General features: G+C 55.1%; 23 protein-coding genes. 2 read left to right on the top strand and 21 right to left on the bottom strand.

Annotation, left to right across the window (positions count from 1 at the left end):
• Positions 1 to 199: 199 nt before the first annotated feature.
• The 11 genes from rny to FD19_RS00125 all read right to left on the bottom strand — a co-directional run bounded on the left by rny (position 200) and on the right by FD19_RS00125 (position 13,868).
• A complete protein-coding gene (gene rny, locus FD19_RS00175) occupies positions 200 to 1,771 on the bottom strand; it encodes a ribonuclease Y (RefSeq protein WP_056968835.1) in 1,572 nt (523 codons plus the stop codon).
• A 307-nt stretch (positions 1,772 to 2,078) separates the two neighbouring features.
• Complete coding sequence (gene recA, locus FD19_RS00170) at positions 2,079 to 3,182, bottom strand: recombinase RecA (protein ID WP_054749155.1); 1,104 nt, start codon at positions 3,180 to 3,182, stop codon at positions 2,079 to 2,081.
• Positions 3,183 to 3,283: 101 nt separating this feature from the next.
• Complete coding sequence (locus FD19_RS00165; protein ID WP_056968834.1) at positions 3,284 to 4,513, bottom strand: competence/damage-inducible protein A; 1,230 nt, start codon at positions 4,511 to 4,513, stop codon at positions 3,284 to 3,286.
• Positions 4,514 to 4,662: 149 nt separating this feature from the next.
• Positions 4,663 to 5,241, bottom strand: a complete 579-nt coding sequence (pgsA, locus tag FD19_RS00160) for a CDP-diacylglycerol--glycerol-3-phosphate 3-phosphatidyltransferase (protein ID WP_056968833.1) — start codon at positions 5,239 to 5,241, stop codon at positions 4,663 to 4,665.
• 111 nt (positions 5,242 to 5,352) lie between these two features.
• Positions 5,353 to 6,300, bottom strand: coding sequence for a helix-turn-helix domain-containing protein (locus FD19_RS00155; RefSeq protein ID WP_054749154.1), 948 nt, complete (start codon positions 6,298 to 6,300; stop codon positions 5,353 to 5,355).
• A 96-nt stretch (positions 6,301 to 6,396) separates the two neighbouring features.
• Complete coding sequence (gene ymfI, locus FD19_RS00150) at positions 6,397 to 7,122, bottom strand: elongation factor P 5-aminopentanone reductase (protein ID WP_054749153.1); 726 nt, start codon at positions 7,120 to 7,122, stop codon at positions 6,397 to 6,399.
• On the bottom strand, positions 7,119 to 8,426 hold the full coding sequence (yfmH, locus tag FD19_RS00145; RefSeq protein ID WP_056968831.1) for an EF-P 5-aminopentanol modification-associated protein YfmH: 1,308 nt from the start codon (positions 8,424 to 8,426) through the stop codon (positions 7,119 to 7,121). Before yfmH ends, ymfI begins: the two co-directional genes overlap by 4 nt.
• Positions 8,426 to 9,679, bottom strand: coding sequence for an EF-P 5-aminopentanol modification-associated protein YfmF (gene yfmF / locus FD19_RS00140; protein ID WP_054749152.1), 1,254 nt, complete (start codon positions 9,677 to 9,679; stop codon positions 8,426 to 8,428). Before yfmF ends, yfmH begins: the two co-directional genes overlap by 1 nt.
• Positions 9,680 to 9,702: 23 nt before the next feature.
• Positions 9,703 to 12,117: an FtsK/SpoIIIE family DNA translocase gene (locus FD19_RS00135; protein ID WP_054749151.1), complete on the bottom strand. Its 2,415-nt coding sequence runs from the start codon at positions 12,115 to 12,117 to the stop codon at positions 9,703 to 9,705.
• A 243-nt stretch (positions 12,118 to 12,360) separates the two neighbouring features.
• A complete protein-coding gene (locus FD19_RS00130; protein WP_056968829.1) occupies positions 12,361 to 12,870 on the bottom strand; it encodes a tRNA (cytidine(34)-2'-O)-methyltransferase in 510 nt (169 codons plus the stop codon).
• Positions 12,871 to 12,923: 53 nt separating this feature from the next.
• Positions 12,924 to 13,868 (bottom strand): magnesium transporter CorA family protein, encoded by a 945-nt coding sequence (locus FD19_RS00125; RefSeq protein WP_056968827.1) that lies wholly within the window; start codon positions 13,866 to 13,868, stop codon positions 12,924 to 12,926.
• Positions 13,869 to 14,442: 574 nt separating this feature from the next.
• Between FD19_RS00125 and rpsN the strand changes: the two genes are divergently transcribed.
• Positions 14,443 to 14,712 carry a 30S ribosomal protein S14 gene (gene rpsN / locus FD19_RS00120; protein ID WP_054749150.1) on the top strand — a complete coding sequence of 90 codons (270 nt, stop codon included), beginning with the start codon at positions 14,443 to 14,445 and terminating at the stop codon, positions 14,710 to 14,712.
• A gap of 72 nt (positions 14,713 to 14,784) precedes the next feature.
• Here rpsN and FD19_RS00115 read toward each other — a convergent pair whose 3' ends face one another.
• The 4 genes from FD19_RS00115 to FD19_RS00100 all read right to left on the bottom strand — a co-directional run bounded on the left by FD19_RS00115 (position 14,785) and on the right by FD19_RS00100 (position 19,013).
• Complete coding sequence (locus FD19_RS00115; protein WP_056968825.1) at positions 14,785 to 16,098, bottom strand: ammonium transporter; 1,314 nt, start codon at positions 16,096 to 16,098, stop codon at positions 14,785 to 14,787.
• Positions 16,099 to 16,326: 228 nt separating this feature from the next.
• Entirely contained in the window at positions 16,327 to 16,998 is a 672-nt protein-coding gene (locus FD19_RS00110) for a copper homeostasis protein CutC (protein WP_054749149.1), read from the bottom strand.
• Positions 16,999 to 17,104: 106 nt separating this feature from the next.
• Positions 17,105 to 17,926, bottom strand: a complete 822-nt coding sequence (locus FD19_RS00105) for an undecaprenyl-diphosphate phosphatase (RefSeq protein ID WP_054749148.1) — start codon at positions 17,924 to 17,926, stop codon at positions 17,105 to 17,107.
• Positions 17,927 to 17,993: 67 nt separating this feature from the next.
• Positions 17,994 to 19,013, bottom strand: a complete 1,020-nt coding sequence (locus FD19_RS00100) for a lactonase family protein (protein ID WP_054749147.1) — start codon at positions 19,011 to 19,013, stop codon at positions 17,994 to 17,996.
• 121 nt (positions 19,014 to 19,134) lie between these two features.
• On the opposite strand from FD19_RS00100, the gene FD19_RS00095 reads away from it, so the two are divergent.
• Positions 19,135 to 19,509, top strand: a complete 375-nt coding sequence (locus FD19_RS00095; RefSeq protein ID WP_054749146.1) for a PTS glucitol/sorbitol transporter subunit IIA — start codon at positions 19,135 to 19,137, stop codon at positions 19,507 to 19,509.
• Positions 19,510 to 19,589: 80 nt separating this feature from the next.
• On the opposite strand, the gene FD19_RS00090 is transcribed toward FD19_RS00095, so the two are convergent.
• From FD19_RS00090 to FD19_RS00065, 6 genes are all read right to left on the bottom strand, one after another.
• On the bottom strand, positions 19,590 to 20,489 hold the full coding sequence (locus FD19_RS00090) for an RluA family pseudouridine synthase (protein ID WP_054749650.1): 900 nt from the start codon (positions 20,487 to 20,489) through the stop codon (positions 19,590 to 19,592).
• A complete protein-coding gene (locus FD19_RS00085; RefSeq protein ID WP_056968823.1) occupies positions 20,489 to 21,286 on the bottom strand; it encodes an NAD kinase in 798 nt (265 codons plus the stop codon). Before FD19_RS00085 ends, FD19_RS00090 begins: the two co-directional genes overlap by 1 nt.
• Before the next feature lie 2 nt (positions 21,287 to 21,288).
• Complete coding sequence (gene yjbM / locus FD19_RS00080) at positions 21,289 to 21,969, bottom strand: GTP diphosphokinase (protein WP_054749145.1); 681 nt, start codon at positions 21,967 to 21,969, stop codon at positions 21,289 to 21,291.
• A gap of 93 nt (positions 21,970 to 22,062) precedes the next feature.
• On the bottom strand, positions 22,063 to 23,130 hold the full coding sequence (locus FD19_RS00075) for a competence protein CoiA (protein ID WP_156321776.1): 1,068 nt from the start codon (positions 23,128 to 23,130) through the stop codon (positions 22,063 to 22,065).
• Positions 23,131 to 23,247: 117 nt separating this feature from the next.
• Positions 23,248 to 24,591: a PFL family protein gene (locus FD19_RS00070; protein ID WP_056968821.1), complete on the bottom strand. Its 1,344-nt coding sequence runs from the start codon at positions 24,589 to 24,591 to the stop codon at positions 23,248 to 23,250.
• A 9-nt stretch (positions 24,592 to 24,600) separates the two neighbouring features.
• A complete protein-coding gene (locus FD19_RS00065) occupies positions 24,601 to 24,867 on the bottom strand; it encodes an ACT domain-containing protein (RefSeq protein ID WP_054749143.1) in 267 nt (88 codons plus the stop codon).
• Between the last annotated feature and the right edge of the window lie 140 nt (positions 24,868 to 25,007).

The following is a 25,007-nucleotide window of genomic DNA, read 5'->3' as shown; positions in this document are numbered from 1 at the left end:
AGATTACCGGGTGAGGGAGTGGGACGAATTATCTCATTGGGTCACCACAAAATGGAACAAAATCAGTTTGATGCGTGACCGTTCTAGGTTCGACACCTGACGCACATCGCACCATAACCTCCTTGCTCAGTTGCCACAAAGCCCACATAACGTAAAAAAGGGCGCAGCCGCAACTACGTCCTTCCCCAAACCATTGACCTTACTTAGCATACTCAACAGTTCGCTTTTCCCGAATAACCGTAACCTTAATGTGACCCGGATATTCAAGCTCATCTTCAATTTTCTTCCGTACATCACGCGCCAACACCACTGACTGTTCGTCATTGAGTTGGTCTGGTGACACGATGACCCGAATCTCACGGCCCGCTTGAATCGCGTAACTGTGGTCAACGCCCTTAAAGCCGTTGGCAATCTCCTCCAGTTTCTCCAACCGGTGAAGGTAGTGTTCAAGTGATTCGCTCCGGGCACCCGGACGGGCTGCCGAAATGGCATCCGCCGCGGCCACCAGCACCGCAATGATGCTAGTCGGCTCCGTGTCCCCGTGATGTGAAGCAATGGTGTTGATCACGACTTTCGGCTCATGGTACTTCTTAGCCACTTCGACGCCGATCTCAACGTGGGAACCGTCAACCTCGTGGTCTAACGCCTTCCCAATATCATGTAATAACCCCGCGCGTTTCGCTAAAGCTTCGTCCTGACCCAATTCAGCCGCCATGGCTCCCGCCAACTTGGCTACTTGAATTGAGTGATCCAGCACGTTTTGACCATAACTAGTCCGATAATGCATCCGACCGAGAATCTTAATCAAATCTGGATGCATCTTGTGAATGCCCAGATCAAAGATAGTTTGTTCACCAAATTCACGAATCTGGTCATCAATTTCCTTACGGGCCTTATCCACCATCTCTTCAATACGAGCTGGATGAATCCGACCATCCTTGATTAATTTCTCCAGTGCCAACCGGGCAACTTCCCGGCGAACCGGGTCAAAGCCGGACAGCACCACCGTTTCTGGCGTGTCATCAATAATGATGTCAATTCCCGTCAACGTTTCCAGAGTCCGGATGTTACGACCTTCACGGCCAATGATCCGGCCCTTCATGTCATCATTAGGCAGGTTGACCACCGTCACGGTGGCATCAGAAACCACGTCGGCAGCGCTCATCTGGATAGCATCAGCGATAATGGCATGGGCGGTCCGGTCAGCGGTCGCCTTGGCCTCGTCTTCACTGTCCTTAATCATGACTGCACGGTCGTGCGCCAATTCTTCCTTCGTGTGCGCAATAATTTCATCACGCGCTTCGTCGGCTGACAAACCAGCAATGCGTTCCAACTCCGCCCGCTGCTCCTCGTCACTATGATCGAGTTTAGCAGCACGAGCGTTCAGCTGTTGTTCGCGTTCCTTCAAATGGTTGTCACGGTCAGTTAAACTCTGTTCCTTCCGGTCCAAAGTATCGTCCCGTTTATCCAGGCTTTCTTCACGAGTTAATAGGCGGTTCTCGGATTTTTGGACCTCACTCCGCCGTTCCTTTAATTCGTCCTCAACCTGGGTCCGGTAACGGGTAGTTTCTTCCTTAGCCTCAAGCACTTTTTCCTTCTTGAGGGTAGCTGCTTCTTTCTTAGCAGCTGCGATAATCCCCGTCGCCGTACCGGTGGCTTGGTCTAATTTGGTTTCATACCAGTTCTTGCGTAATGCATAACCGGCAGCTAAACCGATAGCTAAAGCGATGATTGCGGCGAGGGCTATCGCGATCAGTGTTACTGAACTCACGTTTTCACCTCCGCATCATCATAATTGTGCAAATTTCAGATGCTAGTTTAAAATTTTTAAAGATTATTACAGCTATTAAGTTTAACCTTGTCTAATAATCGTGTCAACTTTCCAACCGCGCCACCACGGTAATTAAAGCGCTTTCGCCAAGCTGATTATCCGACTATTTGCGCATAACATCAGGCCCACACTTCACCCACCGACTAGCAAGAAAAAAATATTCTGCTAGCACAATGGCGTGTTATGCCACTAAAAAAGCGTTGCTCCACGAGCAACGCTTTTCATGTCTAAACAAATATTTTTCAAACTAGACCAGTGTTTCAGGATCAGCCGCCTTTTTCTTGGCCTTACTGGTACCGGCCAACTCTTCGGTCTCTTCCTCAACACTCTCACCGGTGCCGTCCATATCGTAGGCGGCACGTACCTTTTGGCGAATCTCATCCTTGACGTCAGGGTGCTCATCTAGGTAGTTTTTGGTCTTCTCCCGGCCCTGACCGATGCGGTCCTCGCCGTAACTATACCACGAACCACTCTTTTGCATGATGTCCTTATCGACCGCCATGTCGACAATTTCACCCGTCTGCGAGAAGCCGTGACCATACATGATGTCCACTTCAGCCACCCGGAATGGCGGCGCCACCTTGTTCTTCACGACCTTGATCTTGGTCCGGTTACCAATCACGACACCGTCTTCCTTGATCTGTTCAGCGCGCCGGACTTCCAAGCGCACCGTCGCGTAAAACTTCAGGGCCCGGCCACCTGGCGTGGTTTCCGGGTTACCAAACATCACGCCGACCTTCTCACGAATCTGGTTGATGAAGATGGCAATGGTCTTGGTCTTATTGATCTGTCCGGACAGCTTCCGCAACGCTTGCGACATCATCCGCGCTTGCAACCCAACATGGGCATCGCCCATTTCGCCGTCAATTTCGGCTTGTGGAACCAGGGCCGCCACGGAGTCAATGACCAGGATGTCAATGGCACCACTGGACACTAGGGCGTCCGCAATTTCTAGTCCCTGTTCACCGGTATCTGGCTGCGACAATAGCAGGTCATCGATGTTGACCCCCAAAGCCGTCGCGTACTTCGGATCCATTGCGTTTTCAGCGTCAATGTAAGCTGCCGTGCCCCCCTGCTTTTGCACTTCCGCAACGGCGTGCAGTGCCAGGGTCGTCTTACCAGAACTTTCTGGGCCATACACTTCAATAATCCGTCCACGAGGAAAGCCGCCCACACCCAGGGCGTTGTCGAGGGCTAGTGAGCCCGTGGATACGGTGGAAATCCGGGTATCAGACTTATCACCCATCCGCATAATCGAACCCTTACCAAAATTCTTTTCAATCTTTTTCAGCGCCGTCTGTAATGCTGCCTGACGGGCCGCCTGTTCCTTTGTTTCGCCTTTATCAGCCACAATACGGCCTCCTTCGTTTCGCTTTTATCACTACCACCATCATACCGGTCAGTTGCACCAATTACAAGCAAAAATCGAACGAATGTTCCCCTACCAACAAATTATTTTTGGAGCGCCTGCAGGACCATTAGCAGGGCCGTTTTCACGGCACGTCCACGCACATCGTTCCGGCTACCCTGAAAGTGAAATTCCGTTGCACTGACCTGTGTGCCCACGGCTAATCCGATCCACACAGTCCCAGCCGGATGACCTTCGAGTTGTTCGGGACCCGCGACGCCCGTAAGCCCGACACCCACATCAGCCCCGAGTGCGTGTTGGGCGCCCGTCGCCATCGCCTTAGCGGTGGCTGCACTAACGACGCCATGTTGATCGATCACGCTACCAGGTACGTTCACGAGCTGTTCCTTCGCTCCTGGGGCGTAGGTGACAAAGCCGCCGTTCAACACCTTTGAAGCCCCAGGCACGTCACCCAGAGCCGCCTGAAAGGCACCAGCGGTCAAACTCTCGGCCGCCGTAATGGTCGCGTGGGCTGCGGCTAGCGCTGCCACCACGTGCGCCGCCAGCGACTCATCACCGCTGCCGTAATAGTATTGCCCAATACGGCGCAAAATGTTGCTACGCATCGGTTTAATTAACGCTTGGGCCTGGTCAGCGTCCACCGCGCGTGCGGTCAATCGGAGCTCAACTTCATAATTGCCAATGTATGGGGCCACAGTGGGGTTGCCCTGTTCCGCAATAATGTCGCCAATTTCCGTCACCAGCGCGGATTCGCCCAGGCCAAAGAAGTGCATGGTCTCGCTGGCGAGGGTCTCGTGTTGCTGGCCAGCCAGTAATGGTACCAATTCCTTATCGACCATCATCTTGAACTCACGGGGTGGCCCAGGCAATAAGATGTAGTGGTGGTTGTTGGCTGCCATGAAGGCCCCGACCGCCAAACCGTTATGGTTCGTTAACGGCGTGGCCCCCGCCGGTAGCATGGCCTGCACCAAGTTGTTCGGGGTTAGCGGCTGCTGCTTACGCCGGGCCATTTCCACCAACTTCTCGTGGTGCGCCGCGTCGGTCACTAACTCCCGCCCTAAATGGGCTGCCAACGTTTGTTTGGTTAAGTCGTCAGGCGTCGGGCCCAGGCCACCCATCAAGATAATGGTGTCACTGCGCTGCTCAGCCACGCTGATGGCCCCGTCTAACCGTTCCTGGTTATCACCCACCACCTGCTGGTAGCGACTGCCAATGCCCAGGTGTGCCAACGTGCGGGCCAAGTATGCTGCGTTAGTATTCACAATTTGGCCTAATAACATTTCCGTACCAACAGCAATTAATTCTGCGTTCATGGTTACCTCCTCGGATAGTAATTCCGCAATTTTCTTTAGTTTAGCACACCGGACCGCAATTTTTGGTGCACCTACTCATGGGGACAAAGACGCCATCGTGACGGCACCAAGTAGCCGCCACGATGGCGTGGATTATGCATATTCAGTTATTAAAAGCTATCCGCAAAGACGCTCCGGTTCTTGTAGAAGTACTCGATACCAGAATACAGGGTGAAGAAGACCGCCACGTAGAAGAAGATTTGGGCCAACGGAATTCCTAGCGTCGCAAAGCCGACGTTGTTCAGCAACAACAGGATGATGGCGATCATCTGCGTGGTCGTCTTAATTTTGCCCGGCCAAGCAGCGGCTAAAACTTCACCCTCGTTGGACAGCAACAGACGCAGGCCGGTGACGGCCAATTCCCGCCACAAGATGATGGCTACAGCCCACGCCGGTACACTACCCTGGACGGCCAGGAAGATGAAGGCCGTGATGACCAGCAGCTTGTCAGCCAGCGGATCAGCGAACTTACCAAAGTTAGTCACGAGGTGATTGCGCCGCGCAATCTGCCCGTCCGCAAAGTCGGTCAACGACGCCACCACGAAGATGATCATGGCTACAATGGCACTCACGGTAATCTTCGTGCCCAGCCAAGTCACCGTACCCACTGGCCAGCCTAATGCCAAGATCAAAGTGAAGATGGGAATCAGGATGATCCGCATCAAGGTTAATTTATTTGGTAAGTTCACAAGTATTCCTCCCAGAACAAAATTTAGCTTTTGCCGTAAAACAGAACGTCACGTACCGACTCACTGCCGGTACGTGACCATTCGTGGCGTGGCGTCACACGCCATCACTCACTATTCTGCGCTACTGTTTTTCGGTGCAAAGGTCAATGTCTGCACAACGCTCGTGCTGGACTTAATAGCAGCCTTCTTACCGTTGATCTTCACCGTCGTGGCCGGCGCGTTCCCGGTGCTGACCGTGAAGCTCGTCGTCCCGCTAGCTAAGCGAACCGTGTGCGATTTGCCAGAGTCCAACGTCCCCTGCCAAGTCGTGGTACCAGCAACGCTAACGCTGACCCACGCAGACCCAGACGAAGCCTTCAGGACAACCTTGTTACCACTCTTAGGAAAGTGGCTCAACGTGAAGTTCTGCGTGCTACCAGAGATGCTAGGCTTAGAGATTTTGAACTTGCTGCCACTACTGGTTGCCCGTTGCTTACTGGAACCCTTAGCAACGGTTTTGCTGGAGCTACTACTGGTGGTCTGCTTGCTGCTGCTCTGCGCACTACGCTTGCGACTAGCCTGTTTCCGGCTACTCTTCTTGCTCGAAGCAATGCTGTCCGAGTCGTCCTTAGTACTAGACTTTGAAACCGGAATATCACTCGTAGAATCGTTCGACCGTTGTGAAATAATGGTTGAGCCGTAAACAACCGCAATGATGACCACCGCCACCAGGGCGATAATAATCTGCGGCAGGAACCGGCGTAACCGGGCCCCGCGACTTTGCGGCTTATTGGCCGTCCGCGTCGGACTATCTTCGGGGTTCGGCACCACGTTTTCGGGCTTAACCTCCGGAATGTCCTGCTGGTACTGCTCCATCAGCGCTTCCGCGTCGAGGCCAACTACCTGCGCGTACTGCTTGATGAAAGCACGCACATAAAAGTCCCCTGGCAGGGCATCAAAGTGACCCTCTTCAATCGCGATTAGGTAGCGTTTCTGAATCTTGGTAATCTGCTGCAGATCGTCAAGTGTGTAGCCCTTTTCCAGACGCGCTTCACGCAGCTTTTGGCCGATCTCGTCCATAATTTATATCCTCACCCGTTTACAAAGTTTCATCACTTGTAAGTCTACCATACCGCAACATCATCTTGAATTAAGAAATGGTTATATCATACGGTTTTAACGCAACCAACCGCCCGTCACGTTTAAAGTCTGGCCGGTTAAATAACCTGCCTTTTCAGAAAGTAAGGTGGCTACAAAGTAGGCAATGTCGGCTGGCTGGGCCAGCCGCTGCGCCGGAATATCAGCCGTGACCGCTGCTAAAGCTGACTGACCGAACCCCGCGTTCATCTTCGTGTCCACCGCCCCCGGGGCCACCACGTTCACGGTGATCCCGAGGCTAGCCACTTCCTGGGCGTACGCGTGGGCAAAGGCTGACTGTGCACCCTTGACCGTACTGTAACCCACTTCCATGGGCGAACCAGCTTCGCCGTAAACGGACCCGATAAACACGATGCGCCCGTGTCCGCTACGCGCTAGTTTATCCTGAAGCTGCCGAATCAATGCCATTGGGGTCAACAGGTGCACCCGTAGCAGGTTGGTCAAGTGCGCCACGGTGGTGTCCGCGAAAAGCTCGTAGTACGTCATGCCCGCAGCGACCACGACCGCATCCACGGCAAACAACTGCTGCACAATCTGGTCGGCGGCTTGTACGTCGGTCAGATCCGCTTGCAGGGTGAAAAAGTCTTGGCGGGGGTACGCCGTCACCAGTTCCCGCACTAACGCATCGATTTGAGCCTGATTATGGTGAAAATGGAGGTACAGGCTCCAACCCTGTGCTGCTAAGGTCCGGGCGGTGGCGGTGCCAATATCCCCCGAGGCACCCAAAATTAACGCCGTATTCATTTGCTGGCCTCCGTTTCCGGTAACAGGTGCAAAATAGCCACCCCATCGTCACGTACCAGGGCCTGGCCCGCTGCCAGTACGTCGGCCAACGTCAGTTCGGCCAGCACGTCAGGATAATCAAACATGTTCGTGTCACCAAAGGCGCGGCTAGCCAGCTGGTTAGCAATATTTTCCAGTGAGTTCAACGAGGCAAAGTACTTGCCCAGTGACGCCTTGATGATCCGCGCTAGGCGGTCAACGTTCACGTCAGGGTTAGCGCGATAGTTGCGCAACGCCGCCATAATGGCGTTGGTCATCCGGTTCGGGTCGGTAGCATCCCCACTAAAGACCGTAAAGTTGTAACCACGACCCACGTTGAATTCGTAGCCAAAGGTGTCATCAATCACACCCTGGTCGTACCAGTCGGTATAGGTGTGACCAGAGTCGCCAAAAATCAGCTCCAAGAATAGCCGCGTAGCTAATTCTTGACGTAACCCCGCACGGTCGGCCGTAATGGGCGCACTGCCCTTAATCCCGACGTAACCCTTAGGCCGCACGATGTCTAAGCGCTTGACGCTGTAAGGTTGCACCACACTCACATCGTAATCATCGTGCGTGATCCGTGCTTGCGGGGCCGGCGCAGTCACTTTGCCAGCCTGGTTGGCACTCACGACCCGAATCAGTTCGTCAGCGTCAAAATTACCGACTACGGTCAGCACCATGTTTTGCGGGTGGTAAAATGCCTGGTGCATCGTCCGTAAGATGGCTGGGGTGATGTGGCTAATGGAATCCACGGTACCAGCAATGTCCTGGCTCAACGGGTGGCCGGGGTACATGTCGGCCAACAGGCTCGTATACGCCTGCCAGTTCGGGTCATCATCATACATCTGAATTTCTTGGCCAATAATCCCCTGCTCTTTGGCCACGGTGGCATCCGTGAAGTACGGGTCCTGCACAAAGTCGAGTAGGATCTCGACGTTCTTCATCACGTTGCGGGTCGTCGAAAAGAGGTAATTGGTGTTCGTAGCACTTGTAAAAGCATTCGCGGATGCACCGCTGGCCCCAAACAAGTCAAACGCATCGTAATCCGCTTTGTCGAACAGTTTGTGTTCCAAAAAGTGGGCGGTCCCCGCGGGTACTACGACCGGTTGGGCATCCGCTTGCAACCGCACCTGGTCGTCGACCGCCCCAAAGTTCGTGGTAAACACCGCGTAGGTCTTGTGGTACTCCGGTTTGACCACAATTTGTAACCGCAGTCCGTTCGGTAAAGTGACGCGCCGCAAAGTTTCCCCCGCATCAGCGTATCGTTTGGTCGTATCGTCCATTACTGTTCCTCCCCATCAAGCAAGTACACGGCCTGCAGCTTAAACGTCGCCGCCGCAGCGGCCACATCCGCTTTGGTCACCGCCTGTACGCGCGCGGTAAACGTAGGTAAGTCCAACGCCGCCGCTGGTTGTAACGCGCTAGTCAGCGCCTGGTTCATCAAGAACCGCTGACTATCCAGCGCCGATTCGCGACCGTTCAAAATTTCGTCCTTCACGGTTTGGAGCAGATCGTCCGGGAAGTCACCCCGCACTACTTTGTCCAGTTGCTCGGCAATCAACGCCTCAGTTTGTGCACGGTTAGCTGCCTCAATCCCCGTTTGCACCATCATAAAGTGCCGCCGCTGGTTAAGACTAGAACTGGCAAAGTAAGCCAAGCTTGCCTGCTCGCGTACGTTCCGGAACAATAACGACAATGGCGATCCCCCAAAAAGCTGGTTGGCAACCATGGCCGCAAAGTACCGCGGGCCACAATCGTCACTTTCGACGTGGTAACCCAAGTTCAACTTGGCTTGCTGCACTGGGGCGTGCTCGTGGAACTGGCGCACGTCCGTGTGGACCGGCTGGTCGTAGCCCGGACTCAACGCCACCTGCCGTGGGGCAAAGCCCAACTGCTGGGCCAACGGTAACACGGTTTCCGTCGTGACTGGCCCGAGGACGATGATCTCGATGGCGTCGTGCGTCAGCGCGTCGTGGTACACATCAGTCAGCGTCTGGGCGTCGATGCCCTCAATGTCCGCGGATTCACCAAAACTCGGCGCCGCTTGCACGGGGTCATCGAAGTAGCCGTGTTGCAAGGCCAACGCGGCCTGGGTCCCCCGGTCCTCTTTAAGGGAAGCTAAATACAGCAACAGGTTGTCGCGTTCCCGTTGCACCGTGGCCGGATCGAGCACGCTGCCCTGCATTAACGGGCGCATCAATACCGAGCGTAAAAACGCAAAAGCTGCGGGCAATAACGGCGTGTCGGTGTATTGATCGTTCAGCACGCTAATGGCGGCGCCCATCCGGTGCACCGCCCCCTCGCGTGCGACGCCAAAGCCAAAGCTGGCGCCGTACATTTCCTCCAGGCGGGCCGCTAACTGGTCCTGCGTGGGGTACTCCGCACTGTTCGTTTCCAAAACGCTGGTCAACAACCCCCGCCGGCCACTTTGTTGTGCCCGTAATGGGGCCAAGAACTGGACGTTGATCCGCGTTGTTTTAAACTGGTTCGACGTAATGACATTCAGGTATACACCATCGGTAATCTTAGTTCGCAAGTTGTTCTCCTTCTCAACGACAATTATGCGCCCGACTGCTTGGGCCCGGACTGATCGTCGGCAGGCTTCGCAAAGACCTGCCGTGGCTTACTACCCTGGCTTGGACCGATATAACCCCGGTTTTCCAGGTCATCGATCAAGCGGGCTGCCCGGTTGTAACCGATGCGGAACCGGCGCTGTAACATGGACGTGCTGGCGGACTGTTTCTGCGCCACAAAGGCCAGCGCATCGTTAAACAATTCGTCCTCCTCAGCGCCGGGCTCGTCAGTTTGTTCATCCTCAGCGGTCGGAATCATGCTCTCGTCGTAGGCTGGCGCTACCTGGTTAGTGATGTACTGCACCACCGCCTCGACGTCCGCCGACGGAATGAAGGCACCCTGTACCCGCTGTGGTTTGTTCATATCAATTGGATCATAGAGCATATCACCACGGCCCAGCAGTTTCTCGGCTCCGTTCATGTCCAGAATGGTCCGGGAATCCACCCCGCTGGAAACGGCAAAGGCAATGCGGGACGGGATGTTGGCTTTGATCAACCCCGTAATGACGTCAACCGATGGCCGCTGCGTAGCAATAATCATGTGGATGCCAGCTGCTCGGGCCATCTGCCCGATGCGGATAATGGCGGTTTCCACCTCGGACCCCGCAACCATCATCAGGTCAGCCAATTCATCGATAATCACCACGATAAACGGCATTTTCTTCGCGTTACCCGTGGGGTCTTGTTGTACTTTCCGGTTGTACTCTTCCATGTTACGAACACCCGCCGCCGAAAAGGCTTCGTAACGCCGTTCCATTTCCTTGAGAATCTTATTTAGAGCGGCTGGGGCGCGCTTAGCTTCAGTAACAACTGGTGCGAGCAGGTGCGGGATACCATTATAGATCGATAGCTCAACCTTCTTTGGATCGATCAGCATCAGCCGCACTGCTGACGGCTTGGTGGTCATCAACAGACTGGTAATGATAACGTTGATCATCACGGACTTCCCGGATCCCGTCGCCCCCGCGATCAGCAGGTGCGGCATCTTGGCCAGGTCACTCGTCACGATGTCCCCCGTCACGGTTTTACCCAGTGGCACTACCAGGGGCTTGTTTGGGTGCTGCTTAACCGCGCCAAAGACTTCCTGAAAACCCACGGTGGCTACGTGTGCGTTCGGCACTTCGATCCCAATCAAACTCTTACCGGGGATCGGCGCCTCAATACGAATATCCTTCGCTGCCAGCGCCAACGCCAGGTCGTCAGTCAGGTTCACAATTTTCGACACCTTGACCCCGACGGCCGGTTCAATTTCATACTTAGTAATGGACGGCCCGAGGCTCGCCGACTTCACGGTCACGTCGACCCCAAAACTCTTGAAGGTCTGTTCCAATTTGGTCCGGTTCTTCTGAATCGCACTGAGCTCTTCGGACTGGTCAACCGGCTTTGGCTGGGATAACAAGTCCAATGACGGCAACTGGTAATCGTCCGTAGGCTCCCCCGTCTGGGCCAACGCGTCGTCATAAGACAGTTGCTCGGCGTGCTCCGGACTCGCCGAACTGCTGGATGCCGCAATATTCTGTGCCCCACTGGCCGCCGCACTGCTAGTCGGCGCCGCGGAAGACGGCACGTTAATGTGAAAATCATCTGCTGTCGTAGGTGTGTCCACTTGACCGACTAGTGGTTCGTCGTGATCATGCGGCGTCGGTAGATCCTTATCGTCCGCTTTGTGCGCCGTCTGCGCTGCCTTAGCCTCAGCCCGACGTTGTTTCCGGCTGGCAACCTGCGCGTCTTTTTGCGCGTCATCGGCCGCACGCTCGTCGTGCGCAGTACGCCAATTAGTGTAAGTGTCGCGGAGGCGCCGACCACCCTCAGCCAACCAAGCACCGAAACTCTGGAGTGCATCAAACAACTGGGCGGGTGTAACGCCCAAGAAGATCATGATCCCAGCCAGGATCGCCAAACCGGCAACAATGTATGAACCGAGTGACGAAACCAGCGCATAGGTCAACGTGTAAATGGCACTACTGATTTGCCCGCCACCAATTGGGTTGGCGGTAGTTAGTTGTTGAAAGTCAGCTTTGAGGATCGCCCACGAGGCGGACAGGAAGTGACTGTGAACGGCCAACTTGTTCATGGTCGTGGCTGTCATCCAGAGTAATACGCCCACGTAAAAGAGGGCGAAGCCCCACCATACACGGTGCTTAATGCGCGGCATCTTGCCGGTAAACAGCAACCATGCACCAAGTACGGCCAGTACCCACGCGGCGACGACAAAGCTATCCCCGACCACGATGCGCAACATGTTGGCAAAGGTCACACCAATGAGTCCCAATTGCGTGGCGGTCAAGACGCTCACGAGGAGTAGGATCGCGCCCACCCAGTTAAGTGTATAATCCCCGCTACTTCTGCGCCGGGCGGTTGTTTTACGTGCAGTTGTCGTTTTGCGGCGTCTCTTTGCCATTACGTAGTGCCCCCATTTCTCTTACCGATTATACAAGACTTCTGCCGTGGTGTCGCATGAGTATGACCCACCACGGTGCGTGGGACCGCCATAACGCCGTAGCTGGTGCGTAGCGAACCGCGCCTTGACGTGCACTGGGAAGCGGTTCACCCACCCCGAGCTGGTCAGCACGCTACCCCACATCTTTGGACCAAAAAAGCGTGCCCGCCAGTGACTGGACTGGGCGGAAACGCTCGCGGTGGGTTACTTCAACTTATCGTGTGGATATTCGTGCACCCGTTCCAGGCCGGCGAAGTTTTGCTGCCGCAGCGCTTCATAAATGACCAGTGCCGCGCAGTTTGACAGGTTCAGGGCCCGAATACCGTCCGTCATCGGAATACGCAGGCAACGGTCCGCGTATTCGCGCAGGAATGGCTCCGGCAAACCGGTCGTTTCCTTGCCAAACATGAAGTACTGGTCGCCCGTGGTCGCCGATAGGTCGCGATCCGAATACGTTTCGCTGGCAAACTTAGTGATCAAGTGGAGCCGCCCGCGATCATGCACCGTCGCCATAAAATCGTCCAGACTGTCATGGAACACCAGTTGCAACTTGTCCCAATAATCGAGTCCCGCACGTTTGACCGTGTGGTCGTTAATTTTGAATTTCATCGGTTTGATAATATCCAAAATGGCACCCGTGCCGACGCACGTCCGGGCGATGTTCCCCGTGTTTTGCGGAATTTCTGGCTGGTATAAAACAATGTGGTTGGTCAACGCACTTACTTCCTTTGCTTAATTAATTTGCTACTGCGGACTACTGCTACGTACTAAAAGTACCTGTGCCGCCAAAAGTCGACGCTGATGACAGCAGCAATGAGTACCGAAATCAAAATGGTGATGGCCCAACTGAGTGCCGAATGCGAGAACGGCAACGCGACGTTCATCCCGTAAAATGAGAACACCAGGGTGGGAATCGTCAAAATGATGGAATAACTGGTCAAAAACTTCATCACACCGTTCATGTTGTTACTAATGATCGACGAATATGTATCCGCAGTTTCCTTGATGATCGAATTACTAATTTGCGACATTTCGGTCGCTTGCTGCACTTCAATGCCGATATCTTCCAGCAGGTCCTGCTCGTCCTCGGCCAAGGTTAACTGGTGGCTGCGCCGCAAGTTATCCAGCACGTTCCGGTCCGTCCGTAAACTCATCATGAAGTACACCAAACTACGCTGAATGCTCATCAGGCCGTACAGGTCATCGTTCCGCAAGGACTTTTGTAACTTGGCCTCGGTCCGCTCGCGCTCCTTGTTCATGTCCCGCAGGTATGCGAGGTAACTCACGCTCACCTGGTACATCATCTGTAGCGCGGCCAGCATGCGCCGTTCGGGGTCAAACCCCGCGACTTTGCCCTCTACAAACATGCCCAGCAACGGTACCGGCTCCTCGTGAAGGGTCACGATACAATCTGGGGTGATGATCATCGCCAGCGGAATGGTTTTGTAGCTATACCGCTGGTGCTCATGGGCCACCACCGTGGGCATGTCGTAAATAATCAGCCCACTATGGTTATCCTCGTCAAACTCAAAGCGGGCCCCTTCGTCAGGGTCCAACCCGTAGAGGAGGAAGTCCTCGGGCACGTGGGCTTCCTGCAGCAGTCGCGCCCGCTCGTCCCTATCCGGTGCCACCACGTTGATCCAGGTGCCCGGAGCAATTGTTTTAACTGGGTAAAGTGATCCGGCCGCATTGCGTCGATAAACATCCAGCATGGTGCCGCCCTCCTCGTCCTGATTGAATAACCCCATTGTACGGCACTGGCTGGTAAAAGTCAGGTCACACTTGCCCCGTGTAATGCCTGAGTGGCGGGCGGTAGAACCGCGGTAGCATTGTCCCGGCCACAAAAAAAGCGGACCACCTCGGTGCTAAGCACGGCGAGATGATACGCTAGTGGACCTTAGTCGCAAACTTTTATCAAACCGGCAACCACGCACCTGATAAAAGTCGGAGATTAATCGGCCTTGCAGAAACTATATCACCGACACGTTGTAAATGCAACCCTTAACCGCCCGCGGAAAATAGCCTCGTATCGCCGTCACCCTAGGGTTCAGCGCCATTCATGGTCATAATGATTTGTGACAAGGCGGTTACAAAGCCAGCTGTCCGATCACAATCGCCAACGTGTCCGCCAATTCACTTTCTTTTTGTTAGTAACCAGTGTATAATGAATATTGTTGTTAAGCGTATTGACCGACCAGTCAAGGGATGCTACACCGAGTCAACAATCGGTAGCACCTACCAGTATAAAATCATTTGCGCACCCCGTGTGCGAGAAAGGAGTTCACTATGGCCAAGAAATCAAAGATCATGAAGGCCCGGCGTCAAGCAGCGACCGTGGCTAAGTACGCCGCCAAGCGAGCGGAGTACAAGCAGCAACACAATTATGCTGCCCTAGCGACGTTGCCCCGCGACGCCTCGCCAGTGCGGCTGCACCATCGCGACCGTATCGACGGACGTCCACATGCCTACATGCGTAAGTTTGGCATGTCTCGCCTCAACTTTCGGCGGCTAGCGCACCAAGGACAAATTCCTGGTGTGCGCAAGGCTAGCTGGTAAGCATGACACTTTAATTGCATGAATCATTCAACACCAATTAGTTGCTAATTGGTGTTTTTTTATGGCAGCAACTTAACGTCTCTTGTTGGGTAAGTGACCTAAACCACCCAGTTGTCCAGTAAATTCATCCGGATAGTTAAGGACATCCGGCGTCGAAGCCCGCAGCGCGGCCACCGTGTAATCGGCCGTCTCACCGTGTTCGCCCAAATCTAACCCGAGCCGCTCCTCCTGGGCCCCGACACGCATGGGCAAGCAGCGCCGCAACGTCACCGTAATCAGCGCCACCATGCCCGCAACGATGATGACCGTGACCAACGTACCCAGCAGTTGCACCAACAACAACCGCATACCACCACCATAGAGCACCCCCGCGTGTTTAATTTGTGGAGCCACGTCTTTGCTGGCGAACACACCCGTTAACAGGCTACCCACAATCCCGCTAACGCCATGGCAGCCAAAGGCATCCAGGGTATCATCCACACCGAGGTGAGGCTTCACCAACTGGATAAAACTGTAACTGGCAATCGTCGCCACTAGCCCAATCACCGCGGCCCCCGCACAGGTGACGTAACCAGCCGCCGGGGTGATACCCACCAGCCCACAAAGTGCTCCCGTGCAGACACCAACCAGCGTCGGTTTTCCCGTGCGATAGACGTCCAGGACCATCCAGGCTACCAGGGCGCTGGCGGCGGCAACACTGGTAGTGAGGGCTGCCGTGACCGCCGCCCGGTTGACACCCAATGCCGACCCAGCATTAAACCCATACCAACCGATCCACAAAATCGCCGTACCGAGTAATACCCACGGACGGTTATACGGTTGAAACCGGGACACCCGCCGCCGACCCAGGAACACCGAGAGGACGAGTGCCGTCACACCGGCATTGATGTGAATGACAGTGCCACCAGCAAAGTCGAGCATCCCCAAGCCTCCTAGGAGACCGCCTGGGCCCCACACCATGTGTACCAACGGGTAGTACACCAGGACGGACCAGCACACGATAAACCACGTCAGGTACTTAAAGTGCATGCGGCCAACCACCGCCCCAACGAACAGGGCCGGCGTAATAATGGCAAACATCATCTGGAACAGTACGTACGCCCCGACCGGTAGCCCCGTCCCCATCACGTGGGTCAAGTGCACGCCAGACAAGAACAACCCGTGAATCCGACCGATAATACCGAGGACGTTCCCGTTAAAGGCCAATTCGTAGCCACCACCAACCCAGAGCAAGATTGCGATCCCCGTAATGTAGAACACCGACAGCATCGTATTCACGACGTTACCCTTGGAAACCATGCCACCGTAAAAGAAGGCTAGTCCCGGCGTCATAAACCACACCAAGACACTCGCGAGTATCACAAATGCCGTATCAACTGTATTCATTGGTTGTTCCTCCCTCGATTGCACTATACCGGCATGGTAGCACCGGTTAACGCTTCCCCCCGACAATATTTTCACCAATTGGTATAGGCCTTGGGCAGCACGCCCAACATAAAAAGCGCCGTGACGGTCATCCGCCACGGCGCAGTTTTGTTCAATTCGCGTAAGCTTTCCTCACAAGGGTACTTGACAGTTTTGCACTTACAAGCAAAAATGTCAGTTTATCTGTCATTAAAGTGGCCGGGTGTGGACCGGAACGGCGGGTACCAGCTCGCCGAGCAAGTGGGTCCCGTGTGCTTGGTTAACCCCCATCGCGCTGGTTACCTGCTCCTTATTACCGTCGTTAACGCCACCACCGGGCATAACCTCAATTTTGCCCTGTGCCCAAGCAGCAGTTTCCTTGAGAACCGGGATGTTGTCTACGACGTTCGTGTCCAGCAAGCCCCCATGGGTCAAAATCCGCCGGAAACCATGGTCCGCCAGCCAATCCAAAGCGGCATGCTGATCAGCCCGCGGAATCCAATCAAACGCCAGGTTGCAAACCAGGTCCATGCCACCCGCAGCGGCAATCAGGTTTTCCATGGCGTCTGCGTCCAGGTGGTTGTCCCGGGTCAGCACCCCAAAGATGACGGCGTCGACCCCGAGTGCCTGCATTTCAAACATATCGGCTTCCATCATCTTCAACTCAATGTCATTGAAGTAGTAATCCCCACCACGGGGGCGGTCCATAGCCACGACCGTCATGTCGTGTTCGTGGCAATACTTCAGCGTTTCCGCCATCACCCCTTTACTGGGGGTCAAACCACCAGACGCGAGGTTACCGGTCAATTCGATGCGCTGGGCGCCCGCACGCATGGCGGCCGGCACTAAGGTAAAGTTCTCAACGGCAATTTCATTCAGCATGTTTTGTTCTCCTCATATAACTGGTAACTGGTGAGTGGTTAACGACCACCCGCCAGGAATTTTTGACAACATTTGCCGTACGGGCTCGACACTGCAGACCCGCGCGCTACAATACCATGACTAACACGACCACAATTCCTAAAGCAATGCGGTACCACCCAAAGCCCTGGAAGTCGTGCCCCTGAACAAACCGCAACAACCACTTAATGGTGAGCCAGGCAACGATCCACGAAACGATGAACCCTACCGCTAAGACGGCAAATTGTTCGCCGGTAAAAGCGTTACCCTGAGCAAAGAACTTTCCTAACTTCAAGATGGATACCCCAAACATGGTGGGAATCGCCAAGAAGAACGAAAATTCAGTGGCGACGTAACGGGATGTTCCGAGAATAATAGCCCCCAAAATGGTGGCACCGCTACGACTAGTCCCCGGCACAATGGACAGTGCCTGGAACAACCCGATGCACAGCGCCAACTGGAACGAAACATCAGCCAAGGTGTTGATTACCGGGGTCCGCTTGGCGTTCCAACGTTCGATCACGATGAACAAAATCCCGTAGAGAATCAACGTCGTCGCGATGACCGGCGGCGTCTGCAGGTGTTCATCCATCCAGTCATTCAGTGGGAAACCAATGATAACACTGGGAAGGACGGCCACAATGACCTTTGCCCATAATAACCACGTGGACCGCTTCTCGGAGTGGGACTTGCTGGGTGCCAGCGGGTTCAACTTGTTGAAGTACAAGATCACCACGGCCATGATGGCCCCCAACTGGATCACGTAGTTAAACATGTCCTTGAATTGCTGCGACTGGCCCATATGGATCAGTGATTGCACCAGGTCGATGTGGCCCGTGGAACTAATCGGCAGGAATTCAGTCAACCCTTCAACAATCCCAATAATAATGGCTTTAATGATATCAATCATGGTATTTTTGCGTCCTCCTATGTATACACAATGCTTCAAGTATACCAGAGGTCAGCAAAATAGAATATTAAGCAAAGGTGACGTTTACGGCTTCTGGCGCCACGATGTCTTGCTGCACAATGGTCAGCAAGCCCGTCTCGGCATCACGCCGGTACAGCGTTGCGTTATCCGAATTCTGGTTGACGGCCAACACAAACTGGCCACTCGGATCCAGATTGATGTCGCGCGGAAATTCGCCGGCGGTGGTAATGTGCTGGACGGGAGTCACATCACCACCAGCATCAATGGCCCAAACGGTGATGCTGTTATGCCCGCGGTTGCTGGTGTACAGAAAACGTCCATCAGCACTGATTCGTACGGCCGCCGCCCCATTTTGCCCGTGCCAATCCGGTGGCAACGTGGACAGCCGCTCACGGGCAGCAAAGGTCCCAGCCGCTGCGTCATAGTCCAATACCTGTAACTCACTGGCCAGCTCCCCTAGTAGGTAAGCCACCGGTAGCGTTGGGTGAAAGGTAATGTGGCGGGGGCCAAAACCAGGCGCCGTAGCAAAGGTGGCCACCGGCCGAATTTGACCCGCCGCATCAACGTCATAGGTCGTCACGGCATCCGCCCCTAAATCACAGACCACTAGGCGTCCATCCGGCGTTAAATTCGTGTAGTGCACGTGGGATGCTTCTTGTTCTGGCCGCGGCCCGGAGCCCGTGCACTGATTGCTGCTGGCTAACGCAATACCACCATCATCGCGGATCACAAAAACGTCAATCCGCCCCATGTGGTAGTTAGCCGCATAAACCAGCCGGCGTTGGGCGTCAACCGCCACGTAGGCTGGAGACGTACCCGGTAATAACACCGAGTTAATGACGTGGGGCGTACCCGCAAGGTCAATTGCTACCACACCCCCGGTACCGTCCCCCGCGGCCACGGCGTACATCTTGTCGCCATTCACCGCCAGATACGTTGGCCCGGACACCGTCGTGATCAACGGTGTCGGTGTGCTCAGCTGTTGCTTGGTCGTATCAAGTACGGCCCGGTAGATACCCTTGCCATTGCTCCGGGTATAGCCACCGAGATACACTGTTTCTTGCATGGTAATTTCCCCCTTTGTCACCAGTATACCCGAAAAAGAAAGCGTATTCCCCAAATTGTGAAATTATCATCGCGATAATGGTATGATGGAATTAATTTCAGTAAGTGAGGATGGTACAACTATGGAAATCACGGCAACGGTTACGGCAATTGGGCCACACGCAATCAGCCAGACGGACCCACTGGTCATTTTGTTCGGTCAGGAAGCCACGCCAGAACTGGCCGACGTCTCGGTGATCCAAACTTTTGACCAACCAGCACAACAGAAACAGCTAGTACTGCACCACGGAGACCACATCTACATTAACGACATCAAGTTTCGCATCTCGGCGGTGGGTAGCTTAACCAACGCCAACCTGCAGCAAATCGGCCACGCCACGCTCATGTTTCAACCGGTGCCCAACGAGGACCGGCTGGGTAACGCCGTCTACTTGGTACCGACCGCACGCCCAACCTTTACGGTGGGCACAACCATTCGCTACGTGATGAACGACTAATTCACGACTGATCCTAATACAAACAAACAATCCTTCCTGTCAATGGCAGGAAGGATTGTTTGTGTAGTGGTTCTTGATAATTAGGCCCCTGTCAACAGGTGATGGGCCTGCGCAAATTGCCGCATGTCGTCCGGCATGGGGGCCGTTAGGCGTAACGTTGCTCCGGTGTAAGGATGCCGCAACGTGAGCGCGGCGCAATGAAGCGCTTGTCGGCCCACGCCGGGAGCGCCTCCGTACAAATCATCCCCCACCAGGGGACGATTAATTGCGGCAAAGTGTACCCGAATCTGATGCGTCCGGCCCGTGTGCAGTAGCACGCGGCTCAAGGCCCAGCGGCCATGTTGAGCTAACGTCCAGTACTCCGTAGCCGACTTTTTGCCGTCCAGGGTCACCGCCCGGCGCATGTAAAACTCGCTGGACAATCCCAATCGCATCACCATCCAGCCGTGGGCCGCCAGTGGTTCATTACCGCCACTAATTGCGTAATACTCCTTACGCATCTGCGGGCTGTGCAACTGCCGGTCCAACAAGGAATGCGCCATACTGTGCTTGGCAAAGATCATCAACCCGCTGGTATCCCGGTCCAATCGGGTGACCACGTGCACCGCCGTACTTTCCGCGTGGGTCACCTGCAAGTAATGCTTCACGAAGTTCGCCATCGAGTCTGGCTGGTGGTTGGCTGCAGGAATGGACGCAGTCCCCGCCGGCTTGTTGACGATCAGCAGGTCCCGGTCTTCAAAGACGATGTCGATGGGCCCCGGGGTGGCGACCACGCTGTCCGCTGGCTGCTCGGGTGGCAGACGCAAAAATACCGCGTCTCCGCGGCGAATTTTGTACGTAGTATTACGCTGGCGATGGTTCACAAAGACCATACCCCCGTGGTACTTCATTTTTGTCAGCAGGGTCAAACTAAACCCTTGGTGACGCAAAAACTTTTGTAGGGATTGGCGGGGGCCCTGATAATTCCACGTAAAATCCATTATTTTTTCGCCCCAATAAATGCATCCTCGACGCGATCCCAGAAGTGCATGTGCCGGTACTTCGCAAAGTAAATACGCTCAGACGCGATGCGGTACGAAATAGCCTTTACTGGCCGGTCGGACATACTGAACTGGTCTACCGTCATCGTGTAGTTAATGCCTGGAACGGGTTTGAGCGTGACCCACTCATCCGGAGCAATGATAATTGGCGACGACAACGTCCGGTAGACCCGATTATTGATGGACGCAATCTCCGTCATTTGCAGTGCCTCCAGCCGTGGGTGTAATACAGCGCCCCCCGCCGATTTGGCGTAACCAGTAGAACCGGTTGGCGTCGAAATACATAAACCATCGCCACGGAAGCTTTCAAAGAAGTTGCCACTGATCATGACGTCCGTCTTCATGGTGCCCGTGACCCGCTTCAAGGTAGCCTCATTCAACGCAACGTAGTGTCCCGTTGAATCATCAGCGTACGTCACCTTCACATCGAGTAACGGGTACCCGATGCGCTGGCCATTATCGGCTTTAAGGGCCGTCACTAATTCATCCAGTTCGTAATCCCGCCAGTCCGTATAAAACCCGAGGTGCCCCGTGTGCACCCCCACAAACCGAATGGAATCCAGCGATGCATTATAACGGTGGAAGGCCGACAACAGCGTCCCGTCACCGCCCACGGTAATAACCACTTCCGGGCGGGCCGGGCTAACCTGAAACCCGGCGGCCTGGAGTTTTTTGGACAAGGCGTGCGCCGCATCCATACTCTTGGTACCCGAATTATGAAAAACCCAAACGCGCACTGCTATGCCCCCTTTGACGGCGTAGTGCCATCAGTATTGCCGTCAGCGCTTGGCGGTAATTCTTGGCCCTTGCCGTACGAAAATAATTGCTGTGCTTCCTGAATTTCTTCACGAATTTCCGACATTTCTTTGTCCAGTAAGAAACTAGCTTCGGCGGCCCGCTTCAACCGGTCCTTGATATCGTCGGGAAATTCCCCGCCGTACTTGTAGTTGAGGGAGTGCTCGATTGTCGCCCAGAAGTTCATCGACATGGTCCGAATCTGCACTTCGGCCAAGATCTTCTTCTCCCCGTTCACCATCTGTACTGGGTACTCGATGATGATGTGGTACGATCGGTAGCCAGACGGTTTGACGTTCGTGACGTAATCCCGTTCCTCCACGATCGTCATGTCCGTACGCTGATGCAACAGGTCCACAACCGTGTAAATATCCTCCACGAACTGGCACATAATGCGGAAACCCGCGATGTCCTGCATGTCCGTTTCGAGCACGTCGTCCTTAATATGCCGTCGTGCTTGCTTTTCGATGATGGAATCAACCGTTTTAACCCGCGCCGTGACGAATTCGATCGGTGAGTGGGCGTTATTTTGTTGAAATTGTTTACGCATGCCGCGCAGCTTGATTTTGAGCTCCGCCACTGCCTGTTCATAGGGCATCAAAAACTTATCCCAATCACGTGCCATACCGGTTGCCTCCTTACGCAATGAATACACCACATTGTAACATAGCCCCATCAAAGTGCGGCAGTCGGTCGGGCTGGTGTCACGGGTTATACTTCAACGCTCGTGAATAGCCGCTAGTTTGCGGTCACCATCAGCAAACCACGTCGGCCACTGGCACCAACGCAACTGCTGACCGTCAACCGTGACGTAGTCGCCCGCCACCAAGGCGGCTAACCACGCGTCCGCAGCCAGGGCGGCGACCTGGCGCCCACCCATGAGCGGCACCCGGGCACCCACAACGTAATCCATCCACCAATGCGTCATCCCGGCGACAGTCCACGTGGGTACGGCCCAAAAATCGAGCAACCAACGTACTCTTAACAGCCACTCCTTGGTTTGTAATCCCGGCACCCCACTCAACTGCTGGTGCACCACCACTGGACAACCCGCCAAATGCACACCACGTTGGTAGCACAAAGCCTGCACGGCCATGGTGTCCCGGTCCCGGTAGGCCAACGCCTGCAGTATCTGTCGGGCCGTAGAGACACCGGACGTACTTTGCGCGTGCCAGCGCGCAGGACGGGCGTTGGGGGCCAGTTGCTCCACGTTCCAACCTGCGTTGGTGAGCCCCCACCACGCCCACATGTGCCGCGTATGCGGGTCCACAAACCGCAGTTCCCGCCCCCGCGTAGCACTCCACGTTTCAAACTTGGCCGTTGCGGGTCCGGGCTGCTGACCCACGTAGCGTGGCCCCAACAGCCACTGTACCGGCAAGCCCAACTGTGCATACCCCGCCGTCCGCTCGGCTAATCTTTGTACGCTCAACGGCGCACACTGAAATTCCAGTGCCTGCACCGCATCGCCCCGGTGCAGCAACACATCGGCACGCTGCTTGACGGCTGGTAAGTATACCTCAAAGTCGGCCTGCCAACCAGCTGCCCGTGCCCACGTCGCCAGTAGGTGTTTACCCACCATGTGGTCCCGACTCTCTGGTTCGCCCACGACGCAATCAGATCCGGCCCGGTGGGCAAAGTGGGCCGGTAACACCTGTCCGTTGCGAATTATCAGCTCAGCATGACAAACCGGACACCGACAGACCGTCCCCGTCACTTGCAACGCCGTGGCCTGGTCGTGGGCATCCAGTTGGATGCGCTGCCCCGCATCATCAATCGCTACAAACATCCCATCACCCCCGTACAGGGTGATTTCGCGGCGCTCCGCCAGCTGGCACAGTCCACCCACCAAAAAAGTCCGTCACCGACGAGATGCGGTGACAGACTTTTTTGGTATAACGACCAGCTAATTTTTGAAGGAGTGGATCGGCGCCGGAATGTGGCCGCCCCGGTTCACGAACTGACTACTATCACCGTCGTTCACGGCCATAATTGGGGCGCGGCCAAAGATGCCGCCAAACTCCACCACGTCACCAACATCCTTGCCGGCAACAGGAATCACCCGCACCGCCGTGGTCTTGTTGTTGATCATCCCAATAGCAGCTTCATCCGCAATCATGCCGGCAATGGTCGTGGCCGGCGTCTTACCAGGAACGGCCACCATGTCGAGACCAACGGAACAAACCGCGGTCATAGCTTCCAGTTTTTCCAGACCAATGTGGCCCGCAGCCGCAGCGGCGATCATGTTAGCGTCCTCGCTGACCGGAATGAACGCCCCGGAAAGTCCCCCGACACGTTCTGCGGCCATGATGCCGCCCTTCTTGACCGCGTCATTCAACAGGGCGAGGGCCGCCGTGGTGCCGTAACTACCCACGTGGCTCAGCCCCATCGTCTCCAAAATTTCGGCCACGGAATCACCCTGGGCCGGGGTTGGGGCCAACGACAGGTCGACAATGTTAAACGGCACGTGTAGTCGCTCAGCCGCAACTTTGCCCACAAACTGGCCCATCCGTGATACCTTGAAGGCCGTCTGTTTGACGGTCTCACACAGTTGTTCAAACGGCGCATCGGGAATCGCCGCAATGGCGCGTTGGACGACGCCGGGGCCTGATACCCCGGTGTTAATGGCCACGTCACCCTCACTAACACCCCAGAAGGCCCCCGCCATGAACGGGTTATCTTCAACAGCGTTACAGAACACGACCAGCTTCATGGCGTCCTGCGGCTTGGGTGTAGCTACTTGCTGAACGATTTCGCCCATTAGCTTGACCGCATCCATGTTCATCCCCGACTTGGTGCTCCCAATGTTGACCGACGAGCACACGCGTTCAGTCTGCTGTAACGCGGCCGGAATACTGTCGATCAACGCCTCATCGGCAGGGGTCATGCCGTTTTGGACCAGCGCCGAATAGCCCCCGATCAAATCAATATCGAGGTCCTTAGCCGCCCGGTCCATGGCCTGGGCAATCTTAACAAAGTCGTAGCTGGTATCGCCGCCGGCTAATAACGCCACGGGGGTGACCGCCACGCGCTTGTTCACGATGGGGAGGCCGTATTCCTCCTCAATCTGGTCCGCCACTGGCACGAGGTGCTGCGCTTTAGCCACAATTTTGTCGTACACAGCCTGCGCGGTAGTGTCAAAGTCGCCACGAATGCAGTCTAATAATGAAATGCCCATGGTGATAGTCCGGATGTCGAGGTTTTCCTCGCGAATCATCGCAATAGTTTCGGATATTTGCTTACTGTCCATGGTGTCCCCCTAAAGTTCGTGCATTGCGTCAAAAATTTCGTGGCGCTGCATCTGGATGGTCATCCCTAACTGTTCCCCGGTCGCCTGTACGGCCTGCTTGACCGTGGCAAAATCAGCGTCTGCCGGTAAAGTTGCCCCCATCATCATGGTAAAGCTACCATGCAGAATGGTCTGGGTCATGTCCACGATGTTCACGTTGTGGTCAGCCAACGTCTGCGCCACCGCGGCCACAATACCGACCCGGTCTTGCCCCATCACTGTCACTACTACGTCCATTACGCGTTCCTCCTGTATGTGTCTGCTGCATCAATTATCGCCATTGTACCATATGGCACCCTGCCGCCAACGCGCAGCAATACTGGAATTGACCGGTCCCCAATCACACCCGTAAAAAATCCCGTAGCCACTTAGCTACG

The organism is Lacticaseibacillus thailandensis DSM 22698 = JCM 13996 (genome assembly GCF_001436135.1).
GTDB classification, from domain to species: domain Bacteria; phylum Bacillota; class Bacilli; order Lactobacillales; family Lactobacillaceae; genus Lacticaseibacillus; species Lacticaseibacillus thailandensis.
Note: the sequence above shows the minus strand (reverse complement) of the source record. Positions and strands in the feature narration are given on the sequence as shown.

What these genes read in the sequence shown, in the direction of transcription:
- FD19_RS00165 (WP_056968834.1), bottom strand. Translation starts at nt 4,513, where the DNA reads ATGAACGCAGAATTAATTGCTGTTGGTACGGAAATGTTATTAGGCCAA.
- FD19_RS00155 (WP_054749154.1), bottom strand. Translation starts at nt 6,300, where the DNA reads ATGGACGAGATCGGCCAAAAGCTGCGTGAAGCGCGTCTGGAAAAGGGC.
- ymfI (WP_054749153.1), bottom strand. Translation starts at nt 7,122, where the DNA reads ATGAATACGGCGTTAATTTTGGGTGCCTCGGGGGATATTGGCACCGCC.
- yfmH (WP_056968831.1), bottom strand. Translation starts at nt 8,426, where the DNA reads ATGGACGATACGACCAAACGATACGCTGATGCGGGGGAAACTTTGCGG.
- FD19_RS00135 (WP_054749151.1), bottom strand. Translation starts at nt 12,117, where the DNA reads ATGGCAAAGAGACGCCGCAAAACGACAACTGCACGTAAAACAACCGCC.
- FD19_RS00125 (WP_056968827.1), bottom strand. Translation starts at nt 13,868, where the DNA reads ATGCTGGATGTTTATCGACGCAATGCGGCCGGATCACTTTACCCAGTT.
- rpsN (WP_054749150.1), top strand. Translation starts at nt 14,443, where the DNA reads ATGGCCAAGAAATCAAAGATCATGAAGGCCCGGCGTCAAGCAGCGACC.
- FD19_RS00115 (WP_056968825.1), bottom strand. Translation starts at nt 16,098, where the DNA reads ATGAATACAGTTGATACGGCATTTGTGATACTCGCGAGTGTCTTGGTG.
- FD19_RS00110 (WP_054749149.1), bottom strand. Translation starts at nt 16,998, where the DNA reads ATGCTGAATGAAATTGCCGTTGAGAACTTTACCTTAGTGCCGGCCGCC.
- FD19_RS00105 (WP_054749148.1), bottom strand. Translation starts at nt 17,926, where the DNA reads ATGATTGATATCATTAAAGCCATTATTATTGGGATTGTTGAAGGGTTG.
- FD19_RS00100 (WP_054749147.1), bottom strand. Translation starts at nt 19,013, where the DNA reads ATGCAAGAAACAGTGTATCTCGGTGGCTATACCCGGAGCAATGGCAAG.
- FD19_RS00095 (WP_054749146.1), top strand. Translation starts at nt 19,135, where the DNA reads ATGGAAATCACGGCAACGGTTACGGCAATTGGGCCACACGCAATCAGC.
- FD19_RS00090 (WP_054749650.1), bottom strand. Translation starts at nt 20,489, where the DNA reads ATGGATTTTACGTGGAATTATCAGGGCCCCCGCCAATCCCTACAAAAG.
- yjbM (WP_054749145.1), bottom strand. Translation starts at nt 21,969, where the DNA reads ATGGCACGTGATTGGGATAAGTTTTTGATGCCCTATGAACAGGCAGTG.
- FD19_RS00075 (WP_156321776.1), bottom strand. Translation starts at nt 23,130, where the DNA reads ATGTTTGTAGCGATTGATGATGCGGGGCAGCGCATCCAACTGGATGCC.
- FD19_RS00070 (WP_056968821.1), bottom strand. Translation starts at nt 24,591, where the DNA reads ATGGACAGTAAGCAAATATCCGAAACTATTGCGATGATTCGCGAGGAA.
- FD19_RS00065 (WP_054749143.1), bottom strand. Translation starts at nt 24,867, where the DNA reads ATGGACGTAGTAGTGACAGTGATGGGGCAAGACCGGGTCGGTATTGTG.